The sequence below is a fragment of the Staphylococcus sp. acrmy genome (genome assembly GCF_022690565.1).
Taxonomy (GTDB): Bacteria; Bacillota; Bacilli; order Staphylococcales; family Staphylococcaceae; genus Staphylococcus; species Staphylococcus caledonicus.
Map to the genome: position 1 here is coordinate 108,198 of NZ_JALCVE010000005.1, position 22,621 is coordinate 130,818.

The following is a 22,621-nucleotide window of genomic DNA, read 5'->3' on the forward strand; positions in this document are numbered from 1 at the left end:
TATATCTGTTTCACTCTTTCATGTGTATTTACACTATAAATCAACTAATGAAGTAGTTCAATTGTTCTGTTTCTAACCTTATTAGTCTTCTTGTTTATGAAATTTAAGACTATCAACAATGACATAACCTGCTAATAATGACACTACATCGATAAAGATAATCCATTCATTAAAAAAAAATCCTTTATATACTGATGTAGCAATTAAAATTAGTGTTGCTATGACGCCTACCCATTTGCTTCTTGTGATTACACTAAATAAAACAACTAATACACAGGGAAAAAATGCGGCTAAAGCGTACCAGATCATCTGTTTCACCCATTTCTTCGATTTAATATAGCCATCGTAGTTTCACGTAATTCTGCTCTTGGAATAAAGTTCTCAGTTAACATTTCAGGTATAACATAATCGATAAATTCTTGTACCGAACTTAAATGATCAAATTGCATAATCGTTTCTAAACTATGTTCGTATATTTCAAAAAATAGCGATTCTGGGTTACGTTTTTGAATCTCACCGAACGTTTCATATAATAAGTCGATTTTATCTGCTACAGATAAAATTTGTCCTTCTAACGAATCGTCTTTTCCTTCTTGAAGACGTTTGCGATAAGTATCTTGGTAGGGTTCAGGTATCTCTTCATTTATAAACGTGTCCACCATTTCTTCTTCCACTTGAGAAAACAACATTTTTAACTCAGTTCTAGCATACTTTACTGGCGTTTTAATATCACCAGTAAACACCTCTGCAAAGTCATGGTTCAGTGCTTTTTCATATAAACTTTTCCAATCAATTGTATTACCATTATGCTCTTCAACTGTCGCTAAATACTGTGCTATTTTTGTGACCTTGAAAGAATGCGCAGCTACATTATGTTCAAAATATTTAAATTTACCTGGTAACCGAATTAATTTTTCCAAATCTGAAAGTCTTTTAAAATATTGATGAACACCCATATTGCCATACCTCCATACTTTATTAAATAAAAATTATACTTTTATTTATTATATCAATCAACAGTATCATGAAAAATATCAATTTTAGTAATTATTTAGACACAATATCCATTGATATACAAAAAATGGTAATTTCTATCTTTTTTCAATAGAAATTACCATTTCATTTAATACATATCTTAAGCTCTATTTAACCTAGTGAATAAAATTATAGCCAGATGTATTTCTAATTGTTCTATTCGTTACATGATTAAAATGACCGTTCCAGTTCATTTCTGACACGTATACAGAACCATCACGATTAACACGTTCTACTACACCCACGTGACCATAATAACCAGCGTTCGTTTGGAATACAGCGCCAACTTCAGCGCGATGATCGACTGCCAATCCAGCGTGTCTAGCTGAGTGCGCCCAGTTATTCGCGTTACCCCAATAACTACCTACCGAACGTCCTAGTTGTTGACGACGGTTAAATGCATAATATGTACAATTTCCATAGTAGTATTGGTTACCTTGATTCTTAATTGATCTATAGCTGTAAGGACGTGATACCGGTGTACTGCGATGTGCTGTATAATGCTTCGAAACTGTGTGCGTTGAACGGCTTACTGGTGCACTACTACTTGACGCAACATGAGTCACCTTACTTGTAGATGCATGATGTGGATGACTCACTGCTAACGTGCTTGGTGCACTTGGCGCTTTAGGTGCACTTAATGTACTCGGTATTTTTGGTGCACTTGAGGCAACTGATGCATGAGTTACATTTTGTTTATTAGAGCTATTGTCAACTGGCGCTGGTGCTTCAGTCACATCTACTTTATGCCTATCGCTTGTAGCAAGCTGAGCAACTTCACTATGTTCGTCGACATCAGTCACCGCATGTTTCGCTACAGTTTCAACATCTACAGACTTTTCATCTTGATTATCAGTAGTTGAAACAGTAGATGTTGCGACATAATTTACTAAGTTACTGTCTAAACTAGCAGCACCCTTTTCACTTACTGCAATTAAATCTCCAGGATGAATTAATAATGTTAAGCCTGGATTTAAGGCATATAACTGATTTAAAGTAAGGTGATGCGCTGATGCAATTTTATTCAACGTATCACCAGGTTTAACTTCAATAATATCGTTATCTGGTAAGACGACTTGTGTGCCTGATTGGATTTGATTAGTAGTTATATTGTTTAATGAACGAATTTCACTAGTTGTTGTAGCGAATTGATGAGCAAGTTCTTGTACTGAAATTGTATCTTTCACAATGTGTGTTTGTTGTGCATGTGCTAATCCATTAAATCCGGCAAATGCTGCAATAGAAGCCAATGTTACAGTTAAAGTTTTATTTCTCATGCTGTCATTCCTTTGTTGATTGATATACTTGTTTTTTATACTGTATCACAACTCATATCATAAAAGTGCTTTGTTAAAACCTTGTAATATAAAGGTTAAATAACTCGCATGAATGATTTATTATTCGCCCTTTTAGTAACAATAAACTTTGTGCTTTACATTGAAAATTAAATGCCTCCTTTTCAAAGCAATATTAACCGTCAATTACTTAGATTACTGTCCTTCCAACTAGTAAATTATACTTCACTATTGTCCATGGTATGTCTTAAATAAGCTTCAATAAATGGGCCAATATCTCCGTCCATTACTGCATCAACCTTAGCCATTTCTTCATTGGTACGATGATCTTTAACCATTGAATAGGAATGGAAGACATAAGAGCGAATTTGACTGCCCCAACCAATTTCTTTTTGCTCTCCACGAATTTCAGCCATTTCACGCGCTTGTTCTTCTAATTTTAATTGATACAATTTCGCCTTTAACATTTTCATTGCCGCTTCACGGTTCTTAATTTGGGAACGTTCATTTTGGTTATTTACCACTATCCCTGAAGGATGGTGCGTAATACGAATAGCTGATTCAGTTTTATTAATATGCTGACCGCCTGCACCTGATGCTCTGAATGTATCGACAGTAATATCGTCTGGATTAATCTCAATTTCAATTTCATCATTATTAAATTCTGGAATGACATCACAAGAAGCAAATGACGTATGACGTCGTCCAGAAGAATCAAATGGTGATATTCTAACTAAACGATGCACACCTTTCTCAGCTTTCAAGTAGCCATAGGCATTATGTCCTTTAATTAACAATGTCACACTCTTCACCCCAGCTTCATCACCAGGTAAATAGTCCACCGTTTCAACTTTGAAACCTTTTTGTTCACCGTAACGCTGATACATACGTAATAGCATACTCGCCCAGTCTTGTGATTCTGTACCACCAGCCCCTGGGTGTAATTCAAGAATCGCATTATTCGCATCATGAGGCCCGTCTAATAATAGTTGCAACTCAAATTGGTCGACTTTAGCCTTGAAAGCATCAATATCAGCTTCCAAATCAGCTTTCATATCTTCATCAAATTCTTCTCGCAACAACTCCCATGTCGCCATCATATCTTCGACTTCACGTTCTAAATCTCGGTAACCATTCACGACTGACTTTAGCGCGTTATTCTTATCAATAACCTCTTGCGCCTTATTCTGGTCGTCCCAGAAATTTGGTTCCGTCATCATTTCTTCATATTCCTGAATGTTTGTCTCTTTATTTTCTAAGTCAAAGAGACCCCCTAATTTGTGCTAGATTATTATTATATTCGTCAATATTACGTTTGATTTCCGATAATTCCATCGTTTATCTCTCCTATTCATTCGCTATACATGTCATTATAATACACGATAATTTTATGACTTGTCATTTCGTTTGGAAAAGGCCGACCACTTAAGACTATCATTTGTTAAGTTAAGCCCTGCCGTAGGTAGTAGATCTTTCCATGAAATACAGTAAAAGCAGGAGTGTGACTATACTTCACATCTCCCGCTTAGTTTGATTGTCTATCTACTATTCATCTTTACCATGACAATTTTTATATTTCTTACCGCTGCCACATGGACATGGGTCATTACGACCTATTTTGTCCCCTTTAACAACCGGTTGTTTTTTCGCTTTTTCTTTACCGTCTTCAGCAGAGACATGTTGTGCCTTACCAAAGTCAGTTGTTTTCTCACGTTCAATATCGTCATCTACTTGAATGACTGATTTAAGAATGAATTTAGACGTATCTTCTTCGATGTTTTGCATCATCATATCAAATAATTCATGTCCTTCATTTTGATAATCACGAAGCGGATTTTGTTGCGCATATGAACGTAAATGAATACCTTGACGTAACTGATCCATTGTATCGATATGGTCCGTCCAATGTGTATCGATTGAGCGTAAAAGAATCATACGTTCAAACTCAGGCATTTGATCGCCAATTTTTTCTTTTTGACTTGCATATACTTTTTCAATTTTAGCCCAAATTACCTCAAAGATATCTTCAGAATCTTTACCTTTAATATCTTCTTCTGTTAAATCGCCCTCTTGTAAGAAGACATCATTAACGTAGTTGATAAACGGCGCATAATCCGGATTATCGTCTTCTTCATTGATATGATAATTAACGCCACGTTGTAATGTAGAACGTAACATCGCATTAACCAATTGAGAGCTATCTTCTGAATCAATAATATTATTACGTTCATTATAGATAATTTCACGTTGTTTACGTAATACTTCATCATATTCCAAGATACGTTTACGTGCATCGAAGTTGTTACCTTCAACACGTTTTTGTGCTGATTCAACCGCACGAGATACCATTTTAGATTCGATAGGTGTTGAATCATCCATACCTAAACGATTCATCATATTTTGAAGTCTTTCTGAACCGAAACGTACCATCAATTCGTCTTGAAGTGATAAGTAGAAACGACTGTCACCTCTATCACCTTGACGACCAGAACGACCACGTAACTGATCATCGATACGTCGTGATTCATGACGTTCTGTACCGATAACAGCAAGGCCGCCGATTTCTTCTACGCCATCGCCTAGTTTAATATCGGTACCACGACCAGCCATGTTTGTAGCGATAGTTACAGCGCCTTTTTGACCTGCATTTGCTACAATCTCAGCTTCACGTTCATGGTTTTTAGCATTTAATACATCGTGTCGAATACCACGTTTTTTAAGTAAATTAGAGATGTATTCACTTGTTTCTACAGCTACAGTACCTAATAGTACAGGTTGACCTTGTTTATGTTTTTCAACAACATCTTCAACAACCGCATCAAATTTGCCTTTTTGGCTAATGTAGATTAAGTCTGATTTATCAACACGTTGTACCGGTTTATTCGTTGGAATTTGCGTTACTGTCATATTATAAATATTACGGAATTCTTCTTCTTCCGTTTTAGCAGTACCAGTCATACCCGCTAATTTATTATACATACGGAAATAGTTTTGGAACGTAATAGAAGCCATTGTTTTAGATTCGTTTTGAATTTTTACGCCTTCTTTAGCTTCAATTGCTTGGTGTAAACCTTCAGAGAAACGACGTCCTGGCATAGTACGTCCAGTGAATTGGTCAACGATTAATACTTCGCCGTCTACAACCATGTAATCGACATCGCGTTGCAATGTGACATGTGCTTTTAAAGCCGTGTTAATATGGCTGATGACTTCAACGTTTTGTACGTCATATAAATTTTCAATCTTGAACATACGTTCAGCTTTGTCAGCACCTTGTTCAGTTAAATGTACGGCTTTTGTTTTTTCATCATAATTATAATCGTCTTCTGCTTTAAGCATTTTCGCAAATACATTTGCTTGAGTATATAGTGATGTTGATTTTTCAGCTTCTCCTGAAATAATCAACGGCGTTCTTGCTTCATCGATTAAGATTGAGTCAACTTCGTCGATGATTGCAAAATGTAGAGGTCTCATAACACGTTCTTCTGCATAGTTCACCATGTTATCTCTTAAATAGTCGAAACCTAATTCATTATTTGTACTATAAGTGATATCTTGGGCATAAGCTTCACGTTTTTCATCTGTTGATTTACTGTTTAAGTTTAGACCAACTGTTAAACCTAGAAACTCGTATAATTCTGCCATTTCTTCACTTTGAGAACTAGAAAGATATTCATTGACTGTGATAACGTGGACACCACGTCCAGCTAACGCATTTAGATAGGTAGGCATTGTAGCTGTTAATGTTTTACCTTCACCTGTTCTCATTTCGGCAATATCACCTTTATGGATAGCGATACCGCCCATAACTTGTACTCTATATGGTGTCATATTAAACACACGTTTTGACCCTTCACGTACTAAAGCATACGCTTGAGGTAAAATTTTATCTAAGTAATCATTTTGTTTTTTTACATCTTCAATTTCTTGAACTTCTTGTTGAAATTGTTTTGTTTTATTTTTTATTTCTTCATCAGTTAAGATAGCCATATCTTCCTCTAACGCGAGTACTTCATCGGCTATTTTACCTAGACGTTTTGTTTCTTTTTTATTGCCGTCAACAATTTTCGATAAAAATCCCATTACGTCCGCTCCTTTAGCTTAAAAATTGTTTGGCTTACAACAATTTATCATATCATTTATACTTTAGAATTTATACTCAAAAACTCATATAAACACTATTTTTAATTGCGCGCAACTATTATTACTTACTTTGTCTCCCTAAATCACTTTCATTATCTATACGTTTTAATCATAAACTTCTAATTACCTCATTACATTAGCATAGCATCATATAAGCGTCCACGAATTACTATAACGAAATAGTTAGAACGACTAAGAGCGCCCATGTTATATGGACGCCCTAAGTAATTAATCAATATTATAAAACGACTATTCTGTTGTTTCAATTAATCCGTATTTTCCATCTTTACGTTTATAAACAATGCTTGTTCCATCAGTGTCACGATCTGTAAAGATGTAAAAATCATGTCCTAATAAATCCATTTGTAAGACTGCTTCTTCTGAATCCATTGGTTTTAAATTAAATTGTTTAGAACGGATAATTTCAATTTCACTATCAGTCTCTTGATTATCTTCAGTTTGTGCAGTTGGTTCTATAGGAGTCACTTCTGTCTCAGAAACAAAAGCTTCTTGTTCGCTTTGACCTTTGTGTTTACGGTTAACACGCGTTTTATATTTACGGACTTGACGTTCTAATTTGCTAGTAACTAAGTCAATTGCCGCATATAAATCGTCATGGCGTTCTTCCGCTCTTAAAGTAACATTTTTTAAAGGAATTGTTACTTCAATTTTAGTTGTAGAATTTTGGTATGTTTTTACTTTTACGTGCGCTACTGCGTTTGGCACGTCGTTAAAGTAACGTTCAAGCTTACCAATTTTTTCCTCAATATAGTTGCGGATGGCATCTGAAATAGTGAGGTTATCTCCATGAATTTCAAATCTGATCATAGCTATCTCTCCTTTAACCTCTTGTATTGTTAATTCTTAATTTTATAATACCATGTTTTCGCTTATCTTGAAAACGTAAACACTTTGAATTTTCTGATACTTTTCTCGCATAATTTTTCCCCTGCATGATGGACGGTCAAACCGGTTGTATATATGTCATCCACTAGCAATATCTCTTTACCAGCTAGCTCTATATCTTCTTTTATAAAGAAGGGATTAGTTGCTTTCGCTCTTGCTAATTTTCCAAGACTAGATTGTTTAGGACGCAATGAAGTACCTAAGACATTATGATACTTCACTCCCATTTTATCTAAGACGGTTGAAACAGGATTAAATGTCCTTTCCCTATCTCGTTCATAAGGCGATGGAATAGGTATGATTAAATCATAAGTTGTTTCAGGTAACTGAAGCATTGTGGCTAGCAAATCTGCCAAATAGTAATCTCGCATAAATTTATAATTATGGATGGTGTCTTTCATTATTCCATCATATTGGTAATCACAGTAAAGTTGCGTCATCAAAGTAAATGTTTGTGCTAAAAACTGACAGTCTAAGCAAGTGCCTTCTGTGGAGGTACGATAATTCAAACACCTTGAACATCGTTGTTCATCCATCACTAACTCGCTTTGCTTCCACAGTGACAGGCAAGTGTCGCACAATCGAGGACTCGGTCTGTAAAAATTCAATAGAGATAAAGCTTCATGAATAGGTTTTAAACATTGAAGACATTTAGTCATCTAACCACCCACGTTTGATACCTAGTCGATTCATATAAACAATATCTCTTTTTGCTAAAATCATCGCTAGACTTACACCCTCATGTAAGAATAATACCAAGCCTGTAGGGGCTTCCTTCTTGCGACCTACTCTTCCGGCAATTTGGATTAAGGCGGCCTTTTCAAAAGAATCAGAATTAAGCACAATGACATCTAAGCATGCCATAGTAAACCCTCGTTCTAAAATAGTTGTTGTGAATACAATGCGATGTTCTCCTCTGCGTAGCGCCTCAACTTTATCGAAACGTAAGGCATCTTCACTAGACACACATATTAAATCTGGAAAGAAATAATGATAGTGTTTAAAGGCCATTTCCATTATTTCTATATTATTAAAAAAGACTAACGTAAAGCGTTGAGCTTCTAATTGTTGATAAAGTATAGATTTAAGTTTGTGTTGTACGCGATTAGCCTTCAACTTAAAATAAGAAAACTTAGGGATAGGTAAAGTGTGGCGATGAAAGCGAGCAGGAAGTTGGATAATCTGATTGTTAGATAGTTGTTTAGTTAAGCGTTGAGTTGGTGTAGCCGTCATAAAGATATAACTATGTTGGGGTTTCGAAGCAAGATTGATTGCATTAAATAATTGGGGATCCATTGATAATGGGAAAGCATCGACCTCGTCTATAAAAACAACATCGAAATGAGCTTTGAAACGATAAAGTTGATGAATAGTGGCAAGCACAAAATGCCCATTATACTGTTGATGACTAGACTGATGTAAGATATCGATGTCTTCACATATAAATGCTTGCTCTACCCGTTTACTCGTTTCGATGACTACGTCTACCCTTGGGGAAACAATCGCAATATTATAGCCTAATCGACGGGCTATTCGAATACCCTCAAACATCATTTCTGTCTTTCCAGTACCGGTAACTGCATATAATAATAAGTCTTTTTGTTCTCTTATTGCTTGTACTACCTCGGCAGAAGCATACGTTTGTTGCTCAGATAACTCAAATGGCAATTCATATTCTCCAGAAGACGTTTTGCTCACACTCTTCGTTATCTTATACTCTGTAATATTATCTATACGGCCTAATTGAATACATCGTCGACAATATATAATCGTTTGCTTTGAAAATGAACTTTCATACTGGCACCAATAGGCTGGATCTTCATTACCACATTGAAGACAGCGATAGCCATGAGAAGTGGTTAAAATACCTGGGGATACTGAGAGGATGGGTTCGTCACTTAATATCATAGAAGGGAAAACTAACTTTCCATAATGTTTTATTTTGTACCACGCCCTTTTCAAATTATTAATAAAGTTGGAGCGAGATTGCAAAATCTATGACATGACATTAGATTTCAATCTCGCTCCCAACAAGTTTTAACTCATATATAAAATTAATACATTAATTAATGACGATTTTTTTAGGGAAATAACCTAGGCCTAAACCTCCAGAACCTAAATGAGAGGCTACAACAGGGCCAAACTCAGAATATTGAATATTCACATCAGGATACGTTTCTTTTAAATGGTTGTAAAAGGCTTTACCTTCTTCAATCTTATCACCATTTATTACGAAGACGGTTACTTCATCTAACCCTCTAATTTTCTCAAAAATATTTTGTTCTAAAGCGTTAAATGCACGTTTTTTCGTTCTCACTTTTTCAAATGGATAAATTCGACCATCTTCTTCAAAGCGAAGGACTGGTTTCATTTTCAATAATGTACCTACCCAGGCTTGTGCTCCCGTAATACGTCCACTTTTTTGTAGATTCTTCAAATCGTCTACAAATAGATATGCACCAGTATTTTCTCTAATTTCTAACAATTCCTCGATAATTACGTTAGGTGTAAATCCTTTTTCGACAAGCTCTAAAGCATATAATACATAACTACCTTCAATCATTGCAGCTAATTTACTATCGAATGTATAGACATTGACGTCTTCAACCATTTCGCCTGCTTGTGTGGCTGATTGATAACTACCACTTATGCCGCTTGATAGGTTAATTACAATAATATCTGTATAGCCTTTATCTCTAAGTTGTTCGTAATTTTGAAGCCATTCGCCAATTGCTGGTTGACTTGTCGTTGGGAATGTTTTTGATGAGGCCATTTTTTGGTAAAAGTGTTCCATTGGGATATTATCATTCTCAGTAAACGTTTTACCATCATCAAACGCTACACTTAATGGTGCGATAGGTATCTGGTATTTCTCAATCATCTCTTTTGGTAGATACCCAGTGGAATCTGCCATTACTGCGATTTTCATAGTAGTCCTCCTCAATTATACTCATCATCATTATAAATTATTTTAATTAAAAAAGAAATTCATAATCATATATTTAATCATTCAAAAATAAGCGTGTATAATAAAAGTCAAATAACTTTTATAGATATTCGAGGTGACTACTCATTGAGCGATCCTATCGTTACAATTAAACAAGAACATACTATTGAAAATGTAATCAGTAAATCCCGCTTCATTGCGCATATTAAACCTGTGTTTTCAGAAGATAAAGCTAAACAATTTATTAATCAAATCAAACAACAACATAAAGAAGCCACACATAATTGTTCAGCCTATACGATTGGCGATCAAATGAACATTCAAAAAGCTAACGACGATGGTGAACCAAGTGGTACGGCGGGCGTACCTATGCTTGAAATTCTAAAAAAATTAGATGTGCATAATGTATGCGTAGTTGTAACACGTTATTTTGGTGGCATTAAATTAGGTGGCGGTGGCCTAATTCGTGCTTATAGCGGCGCTGTAAGGGATGTAATTTATGCAATTGGACGCGTCGAACTACGCGATGCCATTCCTACTACAGTGACGATTGGTTATGATTTAACTGGAAAATTAGAATACGAATTAGCATCAACTTCTTATTTTTTAAGAGATACGACTTACACTGACAAAGTAAGTTATCAAATTGACGTGGTACAAACCGACTATGAAGAATTTATCGAATTTTTAAATCGCATTACTGCCGGAAATTACGAATTACATGAAAGCGATATTAAAAAACTACCGTTTGATATTCCTACAAATTAAAACCGTATTAATATAAATAACCTTGTGTATGTTTAACTATCTCAATGAATAGATAAAGCTACACAAGGTTATTTACTTTCTTTTATGATTTTTTATTATAATTTTCACGTGGATGGGTTGAGTCATTTTTCTTAGTAATTAAATTAAGAATAGGACGATAGCTATCATCAATCAATCCAGTAAATTCCACGATAAGTTCTATTGTTATCACAATAAGGATAAACATAAGCAAGACACCTAATGGTTGAGATAAATACAAGATTATACTTGATAAACTAAACATAATTGCGATTGAGTATATCAATAGTACTGTTTGTCGGTGACTATACCCTAGCGCTAACAATCTATGATGTAGATGTGATTTATCTGCTTGCATAATGTGTTGCTTATTTTTCATACGTCTAATCATCGCAAATAACGTATCTATAAATGGCACGGCAAGGATGACGATTGGGAAGAACAAGGAAATAAATGTAATGTTCTTAAAGCCTAATAAGGATAAAAATCCTATTATAAAACCAATCATCAATGCCCCGCTATCACCCAAGAATATTTTTGCAGGATGAAAATTGAAACATAAAAATCCTAGTAGTGAGCCGATTAACACACTACAAATCATGATAATAAAAACATTGGCCTGTAAAATTGCAATAAATGCGATTGTGATGAGTCCAATAGCTGACACACCAGAAGCTAAGCCGTCTAGCCCATCAATCAAATTAATCGCGTTTGTAATGGCCACAATCCAAATAATTGTAATTGGTATACTAAATATTCCGAAATGGATGGTCGGTCCCATTGGAAAAGATATAAAATCTATCGTTATATCATAAAAAACAACGATTGAAGCGGCTACAATTTGACCTAATAACTTTAAAATTGGTTTCAAATCGTAAATGTCATCAATCAAACCTACTACATACATTACAATGGCTCCGATAACTAGAGGTCGGACTTCTCTTTCTATTGGATGACCAAGCCATATTCCAATAAGAAAAGAAAGTAAAATGACGGTGCCTCCTAGCACTGAAACGGGCTTTGTATGTATTTTTCTATAATTAGGTCGATCTACTAAATCTAGTTTAATAGAGACCTTAATTACAACAGGTGTTATTATTAAACTGATTACCAAAGTTACAGCAATGAGTAGTAGAGTATACATCAGTTCACCTTCATTAAATCCCTCTTATTTTTTCACATTTGCTTTTTTAATCTTTTATCTTATTTAAACAGTTGTTTTTTCTTTTGACCATTGGACTATAGTACCAAGTGCTCATAAAAAACATTTAGCATTGTGTGTGATTCCTTATCTTATATCTTTTTTATTCTAGAATAGTTTACATCGTTTTGAGTAAAACTGCACTTAAATCTAGTAATTGTAAATATTTCGTAAAGACAAGTTTATTTTTTCTATCATATCATTTCATTATTCTTTTGAATATGAAAGTCCATTTATCTATTAAAATTCTCCTTATTAAAAGATACAACTTAATGACAAATGGTAAGTTTTCACTTACAATAACTAATGGTTAAATTAAAGGAGTCGATTCCAATATGATTGAAGCAATTATTTATAATATTGCGGTCATGGTTGCAGGTATTTACTTATTTCATAGGTTACAATACTCTGAAAACAAGATAATGATTTTTTCTAAAGGATACGTTACAGTTTTAATGACTTTAGTAGCTTTATTATTAGCTGCTTATCCTATCCCCTTTTATGATAAGTACCTGATTCACCTAACTTTTGTTCCACTATTATTCTTGGGACGTTACACGAATATGGGGTATACTTTAATTGCAGCAATTATCGTCGCATTAGTCGATGTGTTTACATTTGGAAACTCAATTTTATACGGCGTAGTACTCATAGTCATTGGTGTAATTGTTAGTATGGTAGGACCTTTCTTAAAGCAGAACGATATTATGTCTCTAGTTATTTTAAATCTTATCAGTGTAATTATTCTGTTTATTTTATCTATCTTCAGTCCACTTTATGATTTATTTGAAGTTGCTTTATTAGTTCCAATTTCATTCGTCTTAACCATTACTTCAGCGATTACATTCGTAGATATGTGGTATTTCTTTTCTCTTGTTACACGCTATGAAAATGAGGACCAATACGATTACCTCACTGGATTAGGAAACGTTAAAGAGTTTGATAGACATTTAAATCATATCTCACAAATTGCTGAAGAAAATAAAGAAAGCCTAGCGTTGCTTTTGATTGATATTGATGGTTTTAAAGATGTAAACGATACTTACTCACACAAATCTGGGGATGCCGTACTAAAACAAATGTCTCAATTACTAAAAAATTATGTTCCTAAACAATTCGAGATTTTCCGTAATGGAGGCGAAGAATTTTCAGTCGTTATCCGTGATTATTCATTAGATCAAAGTGTTAAATTGGCTGAAAATATTAGAACTGGGGTCGAAAAATCATCTTTCCACTTACCTAATAAAGAAGTTATTAAACTCTCTGTATCTATCGGAGTTGGGTATTTAACGCAAGATGATCATAAATCTCAACGTAAAGTCTTTAAAGATGCGGATGATATGGTTCATGCGGCTAAGAATGAAGGTCGAAATCAAGTCATGTTCAACCCAATTATTAAGATATAAATTAAATTTCAACTGTCAATTTGTTATACTAAAGATTAATTTTACTTAGTGAATTTAAGGTATAACATGTTGACAGTTTTATTCATTTTAAGAACTGTTTAAGATATTGTATGAATGCATAACGTACTATTGCAAGTTGAGTGTTCAAGTTGTACACTTCAAATTGTCTAATAAATAAAAATTCTTTATTCAATTATTCGGGGGTGCCGTTTATGTCAGATTCAATCACTATTATCGACGAAAATAAAGTGATTGATGTTGTTTTAATAGCTGGAAGAATTTTACTAGAAGCTGGCGCAGAAACATATCGTGTTGAAGATACCATGAATCGTATTGCCTATAGCTATGGGCTTCATGATACATATAGTTTTGTAACTTCAACGGCCATTATTTTCTCACTAAATGATCGTACGAGTACAAGACTTATTAGAATTCGTGAACGTACTACAGATTTAGAAAAAATTGCGCTTACTAATAGTCTTTCACGTAAAATTGCTAAAAATGAACTCACTATAGATGAAGCGAAATCAGAATTGATTCATTTACGACGTGCTTCATTGCAGTATTCATTTTTATTAAACTTTTTCGCTGCTGCCATTGCCTGTGGATTCTTCCTATTTATGTTTGGAGGCGTAGCTTCCGATTGCTGGATTGCGATCATCGCTGGAGGCGCCGCGTTTCTAACATTTAGCTTAGTACAACGTTTTATTCAAATTAAATTCTTTTCTGAGTTTGTTGCATCCGCCGTCGTCATCACGATAGCTTCAACTTTTACTCAACTAGGAATTGCTACTAATCAGAATATTATTACCATTTCAAGTGTAATGCCACTTGTACCAGGTATTTTAATTTGTAACGCTATTCGAGATTTAATGGCTGGAGAACTGTTAGCGGGCATGTCACGTGGTGTTGAAGCCGCACTTACATCATTCGCTATCGGTGCTGGCGTAGCCATTGTACTACTCATTATTTAAGAAAGGCTGTGCCAAATGTTATTTTATTTATTTCATTTTATAATTAGTTTCATTTCTACAGTACTTTTCTCAATTATATTTAATGCTCCAAAGAGACTCTTAGCTGCCTGTGGCTTTGTTGGTGCCGTAGCTTGGACAATCTATCAATTTACTGTAGATATGGATTTAGGAAAAGTAGGCGCCGCATTTTTAGGTAGTTTCATACTTGGATTACTAAGTCACGTGATGAGCCGTCGTTACAAACGACCCGTGATTATTTTCATCGTGCCAGGTATCATTCCTTTAGTGCCTGGTGGTACTGCTTATGAAGCAACACGCTTTTTAGTGTCGAATGATTATACTCAAGCAGTTAATACATTTTTAGAAGTAACACTTATTTCTGGATCAATTGCGTTTGGTATTTTAGTAGCAGAAATCCTCTACTACATTTATACGCGTATCAAACAATATTATGATAAAATCAAAGGTAAAACATATAGAAAATCATATAATATGAATAATAGAGTTTAAGGGGATGTCTAGCCATGAAAGAACAAATTATAGACAGATTATCACGTTATGTGAAAATTGATACACAATCTAATCCTGAGTCAGAAACTACACCTTCTACTGAGAAACAATGGGATTTATTGCGTTTATTACAACAAGAACTTACAGAATTAGGATTAGATACTGAGCTTGATGACAATGGCTACTTATTTGCCACAGTAGAAAGTAATATCGATGTTGAAGTGCCAACTGTCGGTTTCTTAGCTCATGTGGACACATCACCTGATTTTAATGCGACAAATGTTAACCCTCAAATTGTTGAAAATTATGATGGTAAACCTATTAAATTAGGTGATACTGGTCGCGTCTTAAGCCAAGATACTTTTCCTGAATTAAAAAAATTAAAAGGTCATACGTTAATGATTACTGACGGTACATCATTACTAGGTGCAGATGATAAAGCTGGTATCGTAGAGATTATGGAAGCGGTGCAATACTTAAAAGCACATCCAGAAATCAAACATGGTCGCATTCGTATCGCATTCACACCGGATGAAGAAATTGGACGCGGACCACACAAGTTTGACGTAGAACGCTTTGATGCTGACTTCGCTTATACAATGGATGGTAGTGAATTCGGTGAGCTACAATATGAAAGCTTTAACGCTGCAGAAGCTAAAATTTCTACTCATGGTGTTAACGTGCACCCTGGTTCAGCTAAAAATATTATGGTTAATGCACTTTCTTTAGCCCATCAATTTCACAGTTTATTACCTGCTAGTGAAGTACCAGAGCGTACTGAAGGTTATGAAGGGTTCTATCATTTAATGAAATTTGAAGGTAATGTTGAAAAAGCAACGTTACAATATATTATTCGTGATCATGATAGACAAGAATTTGAGCTACGTAAGAAGAAATTACTAGAAATTCGTGATGATATTAATACACATTATGAAGATTTCCCAGTAAAAGTAGATATCGAAGATCAATATTATAATATGGCTGAAAAAATTGAGCCACATCCATATATTATCGATATTCCTAAAAAAGTGTTTGCTGACTTAGATATTGAACCAAATACTGACCCAATTCGTGGCGGTACAGACGGTTCACAACTTTCATTTAAAGGTCTACCAACACCTAATATATTTACTGGTTGCGGTAATTTCCATGGACCGTTTGAATATGCATCAATTGATGTGATGGAAAAGGCAGTCCAAGTTATTATTGGCATGGCTCAAGAAGTAACACATCATCAAAAATAAACAAGAGTGACCACAAAAATCCGATATAATTTCAAGATTAACTAGTACACTCATTCTTGAAAATAAAAATTAAATAGTATAAAAACAGGCTTGAAAGTGGTTGGTTTCTAAACGAATCAATCACGTTCAAGCCTATAATTATGGGTTGATATTCTCACTGTCTCATTATTAAATTTTAATCTTTATAATGTTGTTTTTAACAATTTAAGTGCTTGCACTGTAAAATGTCTGATTTGGATACCCATTTTAAAATCAGGATATGTGGTAGGCATTTCAGTAAATGTATTGAACATTGCAGTAACGTTATAATTATCAAAAACATCAAATTTGTCTGCAGTAGCACAAATAGCGATTGAAGGCTTATTGTGTTTAGCAGTTAACTCTGCAATAGTTAAAGTGGTCGTTTCAAGTAAGTTATCTTCTTCTTTTAACCCTTCACCGAAAATAATCAAATCTGCTTGAGATATTAAATCATCTAAATGTGTAATTTGATTGACCATTTCGTGACTAGTTAGTATTTCTGCTCCATATAAACCTTTTAATAGCGCAGCAATACCACCGCCAGCTCCGCCACGTTCAATAGGTCCTAAGGCAACTTGTAGTTCATTTTTAACAATTTCACTAAAATACCATACTAAATTATCTAATTCTGCAGCTTTATCTCGACTAATATGGTGTTCTTCATATGTTTTCATGATTTCACTATTTTTACCGTACAGTTTACTTGAAAAGTCTGACATAACTTGAATATTAGCGTCTTTAAAACTTTGCGGAATATTTGATAAATCTATATGTCTAATGTATTTGATAATTTTAGAACCTTCACGCGCATCCAATATATTGCCTTCATCATCATAAAATTGAGCGCCTAATGCTTGTAACATGCCACTACCACCGTCAAAACTATCGATGCCACCAAGTGAAATGACAATATTATCTGCCCCGTTATTTAAAGCATCTACAACCATTTCACCTAAACCATAACTTGAACGTTGGGCAATCGGTTTTTGACCTTTTAAGAATAAATTACCTTCAATGATTGTTAGACCTTGTTCAGTTTGCCCATAGACCGCTTCAATCTCATTCATGTCTGCATCATGGACATTAATTCTATATTTAGTGCCTGATTGCCATAAAAATACTGAATCCATTAATTCATGTCGTCCATTAAACAAAGGAACTTGTACGACATCTGCATCGTCTATTTGACTTGTTACCGCTTCTTCTACGAAGCGGTTAGCTTGATAACTGGAAATAATACCATTAAATTCATCCATGGCTACTAATACTTTCATTCGTTAATCACCTCATGCCATTTTCTGTTATTTTTATAAAGATGCTTTTAGACATTATTACTTCAACTTCACTTTCACATTATACATGGGTTAAGTCGATTTTTCATAATAGGAAGATATCCTAAGGTAGAATTGAAGGCTGAGACTACGCATTCGTGTCCCAGCCTTAGATTACTCTTTTCTTATTTAATTGTATTTTACTCTTCGGCTTGAGCTAGCGAAGACACATTAATATCATTATGACTTGCATTCCACTTCGCTTCTCCGTCTATAAAGTAGAAAGCTTGAGGAGACTCATGTTTTACATTTGTTTTTTCAGCGATATAATCAGAAAGTTTTCTTTCTTCTTGAACGACTAAATAATAGCCATCCATATCTCTTTCATATAAGAATTTTTTAAATTGATCAAATGCAGCCGCTGAGATTGGACAAGTATCACTATGTTTTAATACAAATACATATTTATTATCTTCTAGTACTTGTTCAAACTGGTCAATTGAACTCAGCTTTATAACCATTCTATTCACCTCTAAATTTATTTATGCCCCTATAGTTATTTATGATTACTATAAACTACTTAATGGGTACAATTATACACACTTCATTCTCCAATGTTAACCAGAAATTTAATTTAAGCTCGGTTATATTTACTTTTACTTTTTTAACTTTTTAAAACTATTGTAAAAGTCATTATCGTGTTCACTTAATTCTTTACCCGTTTTTGGCAACTTATCGACATCAATTTTAGAAAGTTTTTTCTCAATATTAACAGTTGTTTCACGTGTATCATAATAATTCAACAGATTATAATACATTTCAATCGCATTTTTACGTGCGGCATTAACGTTAGAATCTGTAATATTTGTCTGATTTAACTCTATAATTTGTCGTTCAATTAACGGTTTAATACGTTGATTAATTGCTTTTTTAGAGTTCGCATGTTCATTTTCCAAATATTTTTGCGCTGTTTCTTTCAATTTCTTATTGTTACTTTCAATCTTCGAAGTTAATTGATTAGCGTCGTCTTGATTACTTGCTTTTTGAATTTTAGACTCTACTTGAGAACGATTGCTTTCGAATAATTTAGTATAATCTAAAATATCTTCATTTGCTTTGATTGATTGATTACATAAGTCTATAAATGATTTAAGCTCATTAATTGATTGTCTTTCTTGCTTAACATTATCTACATACTTTGCTTTCAAATCTTTTGCATCCTGATTATCGGCAGGTAATTTTTTAGCCTCTTTCTCATAAGCCTCAAATGCTGGCATAAGATGATGATTCACATCTTTTTGTAATACTTTAAACTCTTTTTTATTCTTGTCCGTCGTATCTGTCTTACTTAATTGGTCTAATTGTTTTAAATGGATCTTGTCCATTACCGTTTTGACGTCTTTCTTCTTAGCTTCCACTTCATCTAACTGTTTCTCAAATTCTTTCAAATTAGCATGATGTTGGTTACTACAAGAAGATAAGGTTAACACACATATGATTATTATCGAAAGAATTGCTAATTTTTTCATCTTTGCACTCCTATCAACACGTATTATACCTAAAGCTATTTATATTGAAAATAATTTGTGCTATAGTATTTCAGAATTTGTAAAATATCCTAATATTTGAAGGAGACTTATATGTACACGACTGTTCAACCTTTTGTACAAGCACCGTCTACTACAGACTATAATGTATTATATCAAACTACCAAAACATTATTATTCGACTTGCTAGACTCCCCTGTTCAATTTACACAACATATTGGCGGTACAAAGCATTTCAACTATGCCACAGAGCCTATTTTAGATATTTTGGTAGGTGTAAATAACCTTCATGATATTACTTTTTTAGATGAAAAACGACTAAATTATGTTGGCTTTTATCGTTTGCATCATCCTTATAAAAAAAAAGTCATGATGGCAAAATTTAATAATTTGATTGAGCTAAAACAAACAATTCGTTTACATATCGTTCAAATGGAGACACCTTTATTTGAACAATATTTAGCAGTAGACAAGGCACTTGCTTCCGTTCCAGATATTGCCCTTCATTTTTCAGAAAAAAAGAACCAAATTATTAATCATGTAACTACGATAAGAAATTATGAAAATCAAAAACAGCAATACTTCGAAAAATTATACAAACAACTTTAGATGTAAGAGGGATTAATAATAATTCGCGCTTACCTTCTTTCGCAAATCAGTTATAAAGTTGCTATAATAAAGAATAGATTATAGAAGAGAAGAAAGGATGTACTTATGTTAAAACAAGAAGACATCTTACAAGATTTAAAATCCTTAATACCTGAAGACATTATTAAAGTGAATGAACCATTAAAACGATATACATATACTGAAACAGGTGGGAATGCAGATTTCTATTTATCCCCTACTCAGAACGAGCAAGTTCAAACTATTGTACGCTATGCTCAAGATAAAGATATACCTGTAACGTATTTAGGTAATGGTTCTAACATTATCATCCGTGAAGGTGGTATTCGTGGTATCGTCATTAGTTTATTATCACTAAAACATATCAATGTATCAGACGATGCCATTATTGCAGGAAGTGGCGCTGCAATCATTGATGTATCTCGTGCTGCAAGAGACCATGTATTAACAGGTTTAGAATTCGCTTGCGGTATTCCAGGCTCGGTCGGAGGCGCAGTTTATATGAATGCTGGCGCTTATGGTGGGGAGATTAAAGACTGTATTGATTATGCATTATGCGTTAATGAACAAGGTGATTTAATCCAATTAACTAGTAATGAATTAGAACTAGATTATAGAAATAGTATTGTACAACAACAACATTTAGTCGTTTTAGAAGCGGCCTTTACTTTAACACCTGGCCATCTTGATGAAATCCAAGCTAAAATGGACGATTTAACTGAACGTCGTGAAACGAAACAACCACTTGAGTATCCATCTTGTGGCAGTGTCTTCCAACGTCCTCCAGGCCATTTCGCTGGAAAATTAATCCAAGATTCAAATTTACAAGGTTACCGTATAGGTGGCGTTGAAGTATCTAAGAAACATGCTGGTTTCATGGTAAACGTAGATAATGGTACAGCCACAGATTATGAAGATTTAATTCATCATGTACAAAAAGTTGTAAAAGAAAAATTTGATGTAGAACTTCATCGTGAGGTTCGTATTATTGGCGAACATCCTGAACAATAAGTTTCGACTTAGTGAATAAGGAGATGATATAGATGCCAAAAGTTTATGGTTCCATTGTGGATGACGAAACACGTTGCATACACTACCATACTTTTTTAGATGTCGTTGCCATTAAATTTAAATGTTGCAATAAATACTACCCTTGTTATCAGTGCCATGATGAACATGAATCACATCAAATTGTTAGATGGCCTGAAAACGAGTTCGACCAAAAAGCTATTATGTGTGGTGTGTGTAAGCATGAAATGTCTATCCACGACTACATGATGACTGAACGATGTCCAAATTGTCACGCTCATTTTAATAATCGCTGTAAATTTCATTATCATTTATATTTTGAAGTATGATTAAAATTAAAGGGAGTGATTGGCATTGTCTACCGCAATCATAGGTGGCTTTGTTATCGTAATACTCATAGCAATGTTTGATCATTTTTCTAAAAAGAAAAAATAGTATACCAATATTTAATAAGGCTTGCAGGCGATTTCGACTTTGAAATCACCCGCAAGCCATTATTTTTGGAATTCAATTCCAACTTCTTTATTTAATATATTATTTGTCTAATACTTCTTCTAATTCGTCAATTTGTTTCATTGTAGTAGTTGTTGAACCTGAAGAGAAGTACCATAATTTTGGATCTAATTCATAAACTTTATCATTTTTAACTGCTTTAACATTTTTAAGTACATCGTTATCTAATGTGTCTTTAGCTGTTGATTGTCCGCCTACTACTGCACCACGGTCCATTGCAAGAATAACATCTGGGTCTTGCTCAGTGATATATTCATTAGTTACATTTTGACCGTGACGACTGTTATTAACATTTTTATCAACTGGTGTAAAACCTAGAGTATTGTATACTAAACCACCGAAATTACCGCTAGGACCAAATGTAGATAATTCGCCTTCGTTAACTAATAAGTACATTACTTTTTTATCGAATTTCTTAGTTTTGTCTTTCATGTCAGCGATATCTTCATCTAAATCTTTATTAAGTTCTTTCGCTTTATCTTCTTTGTCGTAGATTTTACCTAAGTTTTCAGTGTTTTTCTTCATGTCTTTAACTAGATTTTCTTCATCTGCACCCACATATACAACTTTAGCGTCTGGTGCTGCTTTTTTGAATTCATCTAAATTCTTCTGATTAGCTGTTCTTCCTGAAACGAAGATAACTTCAGGTTTAGCTTCTGCTACTTTATCAAAGTTAACTTCTTTTAAGTTACCTGTATTAAGATATTTGTCATCTTTGAAGTCACTTAAGAAGTCTGGTAAGTTAGAGTTGTTTTCACCTTTTGGTAATGCTTTAACTTTGTCTGCTACACCTAGTTCTTTAAGAACGTCTAATGCACCGTAGTCTAATACGACTGCACTTTTAGGATTTTTCGGAATTTCTACAGTATTGCTAATTTTTTTGGCGTCGCTGCCATCTCGTTCTTGACCGCTTGCTTCAAAATCATTTTTAATTTTTACAGTTTTAGTTTCTTTAGCGTTGTCACTTTCACTCTTAGAGCCTGAATCATTGCTACTATTCGATCCGTTACTACATGCTGATAAAACTAAAACTAAAGTTAATAATAAAAATAAGACAGTTTTCTTCATTCCTATCACTCCTTAAAAAATTTAACCTTGCTGCTGAGTTTCATCTGGACTTTCTCTACTCTATTCCTTCGAATAGCATCACCCCTTTAAAGTAATGC

General features: G+C 34.1%; 22 protein-coding genes. 8 read left to right on the forward strand and 14 right to left on the reverse strand.

What is annotated here, in order from left to right:
- Positions 1 to 81: 81 nt before the first annotated feature.
- The 9 genes from FH144_RS06845 to fakB1 form a co-directional block, all read right to left on the reverse strand.
- Positions 82 to 309 carry a CsbA family protein gene (locus FH144_RS06845; protein ID WP_242314584.1) on the reverse strand — a complete coding sequence of 76 codons (228 nt, stop codon included), beginning with the start codon at positions 307 to 309 and terminating at the stop codon, positions 82 to 84.
- 5 nt (positions 310 to 314) lie between these two features.
- Complete coding sequence (locus tag FH144_RS06850; RefSeq protein ID WP_103165454.1) at positions 315 to 956, reverse strand: YfbR-like 5'-deoxynucleotidase; 642 nt, start codon at positions 954 to 956, stop codon at positions 315 to 317.
- A 195-nt stretch (positions 957 to 1,151) separates the two neighbouring features.
- Positions 1,152 to 2,312 carry a CHAP domain-containing protein gene (locus tag FH144_RS06855; protein ID WP_242314586.1) on the reverse strand — a complete coding sequence of 387 codons (1,161 nt, stop codon included), beginning with the start codon at positions 2,310 to 2,312 and terminating at the stop codon, positions 1,152 to 1,154.
- Between the two features lie 236 nt (positions 2,313 to 2,548).
- Positions 2,549 to 3,665, reverse strand: a protein-coding gene (gene prfB, locus FH144_RS06860; RefSeq protein ID WP_242314588.1) for a peptide chain release factor 2 whose coding sequence is annotated in 2 segments (ribosomal slippage) — positions 2,549 to 3,592 and positions 3,594 to 3,665 — 1,116 coding nt in all. Because the reading frame shifts where the segments join, the coding sequence is not laid out codon by codon here.
- A gap of 210 nt (positions 3,666 to 3,875) precedes the next feature.
- On the reverse strand, positions 3,876 to 6,413 hold the full coding sequence (gene secA / locus FH144_RS06865; RefSeq protein ID WP_242314590.1) for a preprotein translocase subunit SecA: 2,538 nt from the start codon (positions 6,411 to 6,413) through the stop codon (positions 3,876 to 3,878).
- Between the two features lie 309 nt (positions 6,414 to 6,722).
- On the reverse strand, positions 6,723 to 7,301 hold the full coding sequence (gene hpf / locus FH144_RS06870) for a ribosome hibernation-promoting factor, HPF/YfiA family (RefSeq protein ID WP_242314592.1): 579 nt from the start codon (positions 7,299 to 7,301) through the stop codon (positions 6,723 to 6,725).
- 62 nt (positions 7,302 to 7,363) lie between these two features.
- The gene (locus FH144_RS06875; protein ID WP_242314594.1) at positions 7,364 to 8,038 is read right to left on the reverse strand and encodes a ComF family protein; all 675 of its coding nucleotides are present in this window, start codon (positions 8,036 to 8,038) and stop codon (positions 7,364 to 7,366) included.
- Positions 8,031 to 9,287, reverse strand: a complete 1,257-nt coding sequence (locus tag FH144_RS06880) for a DEAD/DEAH box helicase family protein (RefSeq protein ID WP_242314596.1) — start codon at positions 9,285 to 9,287, stop codon at positions 8,031 to 8,033. Before FH144_RS06880 ends, FH144_RS06875 begins: the two co-directional genes overlap by 8 nt.
- Positions 9,288 to 9,441: 154 nt before the next feature.
- The gene (gene fakB1 / locus FH144_RS06885) at positions 9,442 to 10,308 is read right to left on the reverse strand and encodes a fatty acid kinase binding subunit FakB1 (RefSeq protein WP_242314598.1); all 867 of its coding nucleotides are present in this window, start codon (positions 10,306 to 10,308) and stop codon (positions 9,442 to 9,444) included.
- A gap of 144 nt (positions 10,309 to 10,452) precedes the next feature.
- Here fakB1 and FH144_RS06890 point away from each other — a divergent pair, with 144 nt between their 5' ends.
- Positions 10,453 to 11,094, forward strand: coding sequence for a YigZ family protein (locus tag FH144_RS06890; RefSeq protein WP_242314601.1), 642 nt, complete (start codon positions 10,453 to 10,455; stop codon positions 11,092 to 11,094).
- A gap of 82 nt (positions 11,095 to 11,176) precedes the next feature.
- On the opposite strand, the gene FH144_RS06895 is transcribed toward FH144_RS06890, so the two are convergent.
- Positions 11,177 to 12,256 (reverse strand): glycosyltransferase family 4 protein, encoded by a 1,080-nt coding sequence (locus FH144_RS06895; RefSeq protein ID WP_242314603.1) that lies wholly within the window; start codon positions 12,254 to 12,256, stop codon positions 11,177 to 11,179.
- A 392-nt stretch (positions 12,257 to 12,648) separates the two neighbouring features.
- On the opposite strand from FH144_RS06895, the gene gdpS reads away from it, so the two are divergent.
- From gdpS to pepT, 4 genes are all read left to right on the forward strand, one after another.
- A complete protein-coding gene (gdpS, locus tag FH144_RS06900) occupies positions 12,649 to 13,719 on the forward strand; it encodes a GGDEF domain-containing protein GdpS (protein WP_242314605.1) in 1,071 nt (356 codons plus the stop codon).
- 212 nt (positions 13,720 to 13,931) lie between these two features.
- Positions 13,932 to 14,693, forward strand: a complete 762-nt coding sequence (locus tag FH144_RS06905) for a threonine/serine exporter family protein (protein ID WP_107507480.1) — start codon at positions 13,932 to 13,934, stop codon at positions 14,691 to 14,693.
- A 15-nt stretch (positions 14,694 to 14,708) separates the two neighbouring features.
- On the forward strand, positions 14,709 to 15,203 hold the full coding sequence (locus FH144_RS06910) for a threonine/serine exporter family protein (protein ID WP_107507479.1): 495 nt from the start codon (positions 14,709 to 14,711) through the stop codon (positions 15,201 to 15,203).
- Positions 15,204 to 15,217: 14 nt separating this feature from the next.
- A complete protein-coding gene (gene pepT, locus FH144_RS06915; protein ID WP_242314607.1) occupies positions 15,218 to 16,447 on the forward strand; it encodes a peptidase T in 1,230 nt (409 codons plus the stop codon).
- 182 nt (positions 16,448 to 16,629) lie between these two features.
- On the opposite strand, the gene FH144_RS06920 is transcribed toward pepT, so the two are convergent.
- The 3 genes from FH144_RS06920 to FH144_RS06930 all read right to left on the reverse strand — a co-directional run bounded on the left by FH144_RS06920 (position 16,630) and on the right by FH144_RS06930 (position 19,268).
- The gene (locus FH144_RS06920; RefSeq protein ID WP_242314609.1) at positions 16,630 to 17,742 is read right to left on the reverse strand and encodes a glycerate kinase; all 1,113 of its coding nucleotides are present in this window, start codon (positions 17,740 to 17,742) and stop codon (positions 16,630 to 16,632) included.
- A 197-nt stretch (positions 17,743 to 17,939) separates the two neighbouring features.
- On the reverse strand, positions 17,940 to 18,260 hold the full coding sequence (gene ytxJ, locus FH144_RS06925) for a bacillithiol system redox-active protein YtxJ (protein WP_242314611.1): 321 nt from the start codon (positions 18,258 to 18,260) through the stop codon (positions 17,940 to 17,942).
- A 135-nt stretch (positions 18,261 to 18,395) separates the two neighbouring features.
- Entirely contained in the window at positions 18,396 to 19,268 is an 873-nt protein-coding gene (locus FH144_RS06930) for an EMYY motif lipoprotein (protein WP_242314613.1), read from the reverse strand.
- A 111-nt stretch (positions 19,269 to 19,379) separates the two neighbouring features.
- Between FH144_RS06930 and FH144_RS06935 the strand changes: the two genes are divergently transcribed.
- The 3 genes from FH144_RS06935 (at position 19,380) to FH144_RS06945 (ending at position 21,271) form a co-directional block, all read left to right on the forward strand.
- The gene (locus FH144_RS06935) at positions 19,380 to 19,895 is read left to right on the forward strand and encodes a GrpB family protein (RefSeq protein ID WP_242314614.1); all 516 of its coding nucleotides are present in this window, start codon (positions 19,380 to 19,382) and stop codon (positions 19,893 to 19,895) included.
- 105 nt (positions 19,896 to 20,000) lie between these two features.
- Positions 20,001 to 20,924 carry a UDP-N-acetylmuramate dehydrogenase gene (gene murB, locus FH144_RS06940; RefSeq protein ID WP_107507473.1) on the forward strand — a complete coding sequence of 308 codons (924 nt, stop codon included), beginning with the start codon at positions 20,001 to 20,003 and terminating at the stop codon, positions 20,922 to 20,924.
- Between the two features lie 32 nt (positions 20,925 to 20,956).
- Positions 20,957 to 21,271: a CHY zinc finger protein gene (locus tag FH144_RS06945; RefSeq protein ID WP_242314616.1), complete on the forward strand. Its 315-nt coding sequence runs from the start codon at positions 20,957 to 20,959 to the stop codon at positions 21,269 to 21,271.
- Positions 21,272 to 21,476: 205 nt separating this feature from the next.
- Here FH144_RS06945 and FH144_RS06950 read toward each other — a convergent pair whose 3' ends face one another.
- The gene (locus FH144_RS06950; RefSeq protein WP_242314618.1) at positions 21,477 to 22,523 is read right to left on the reverse strand and encodes a ferrated catecholamine ABC transporter substrate-binding lipoprotein SstD; all 1,047 of its coding nucleotides are present in this window, start codon (positions 22,521 to 22,523) and stop codon (positions 21,477 to 21,479) included.
- Positions 22,524 to 22,621: the final 98 nt, after the last annotated feature.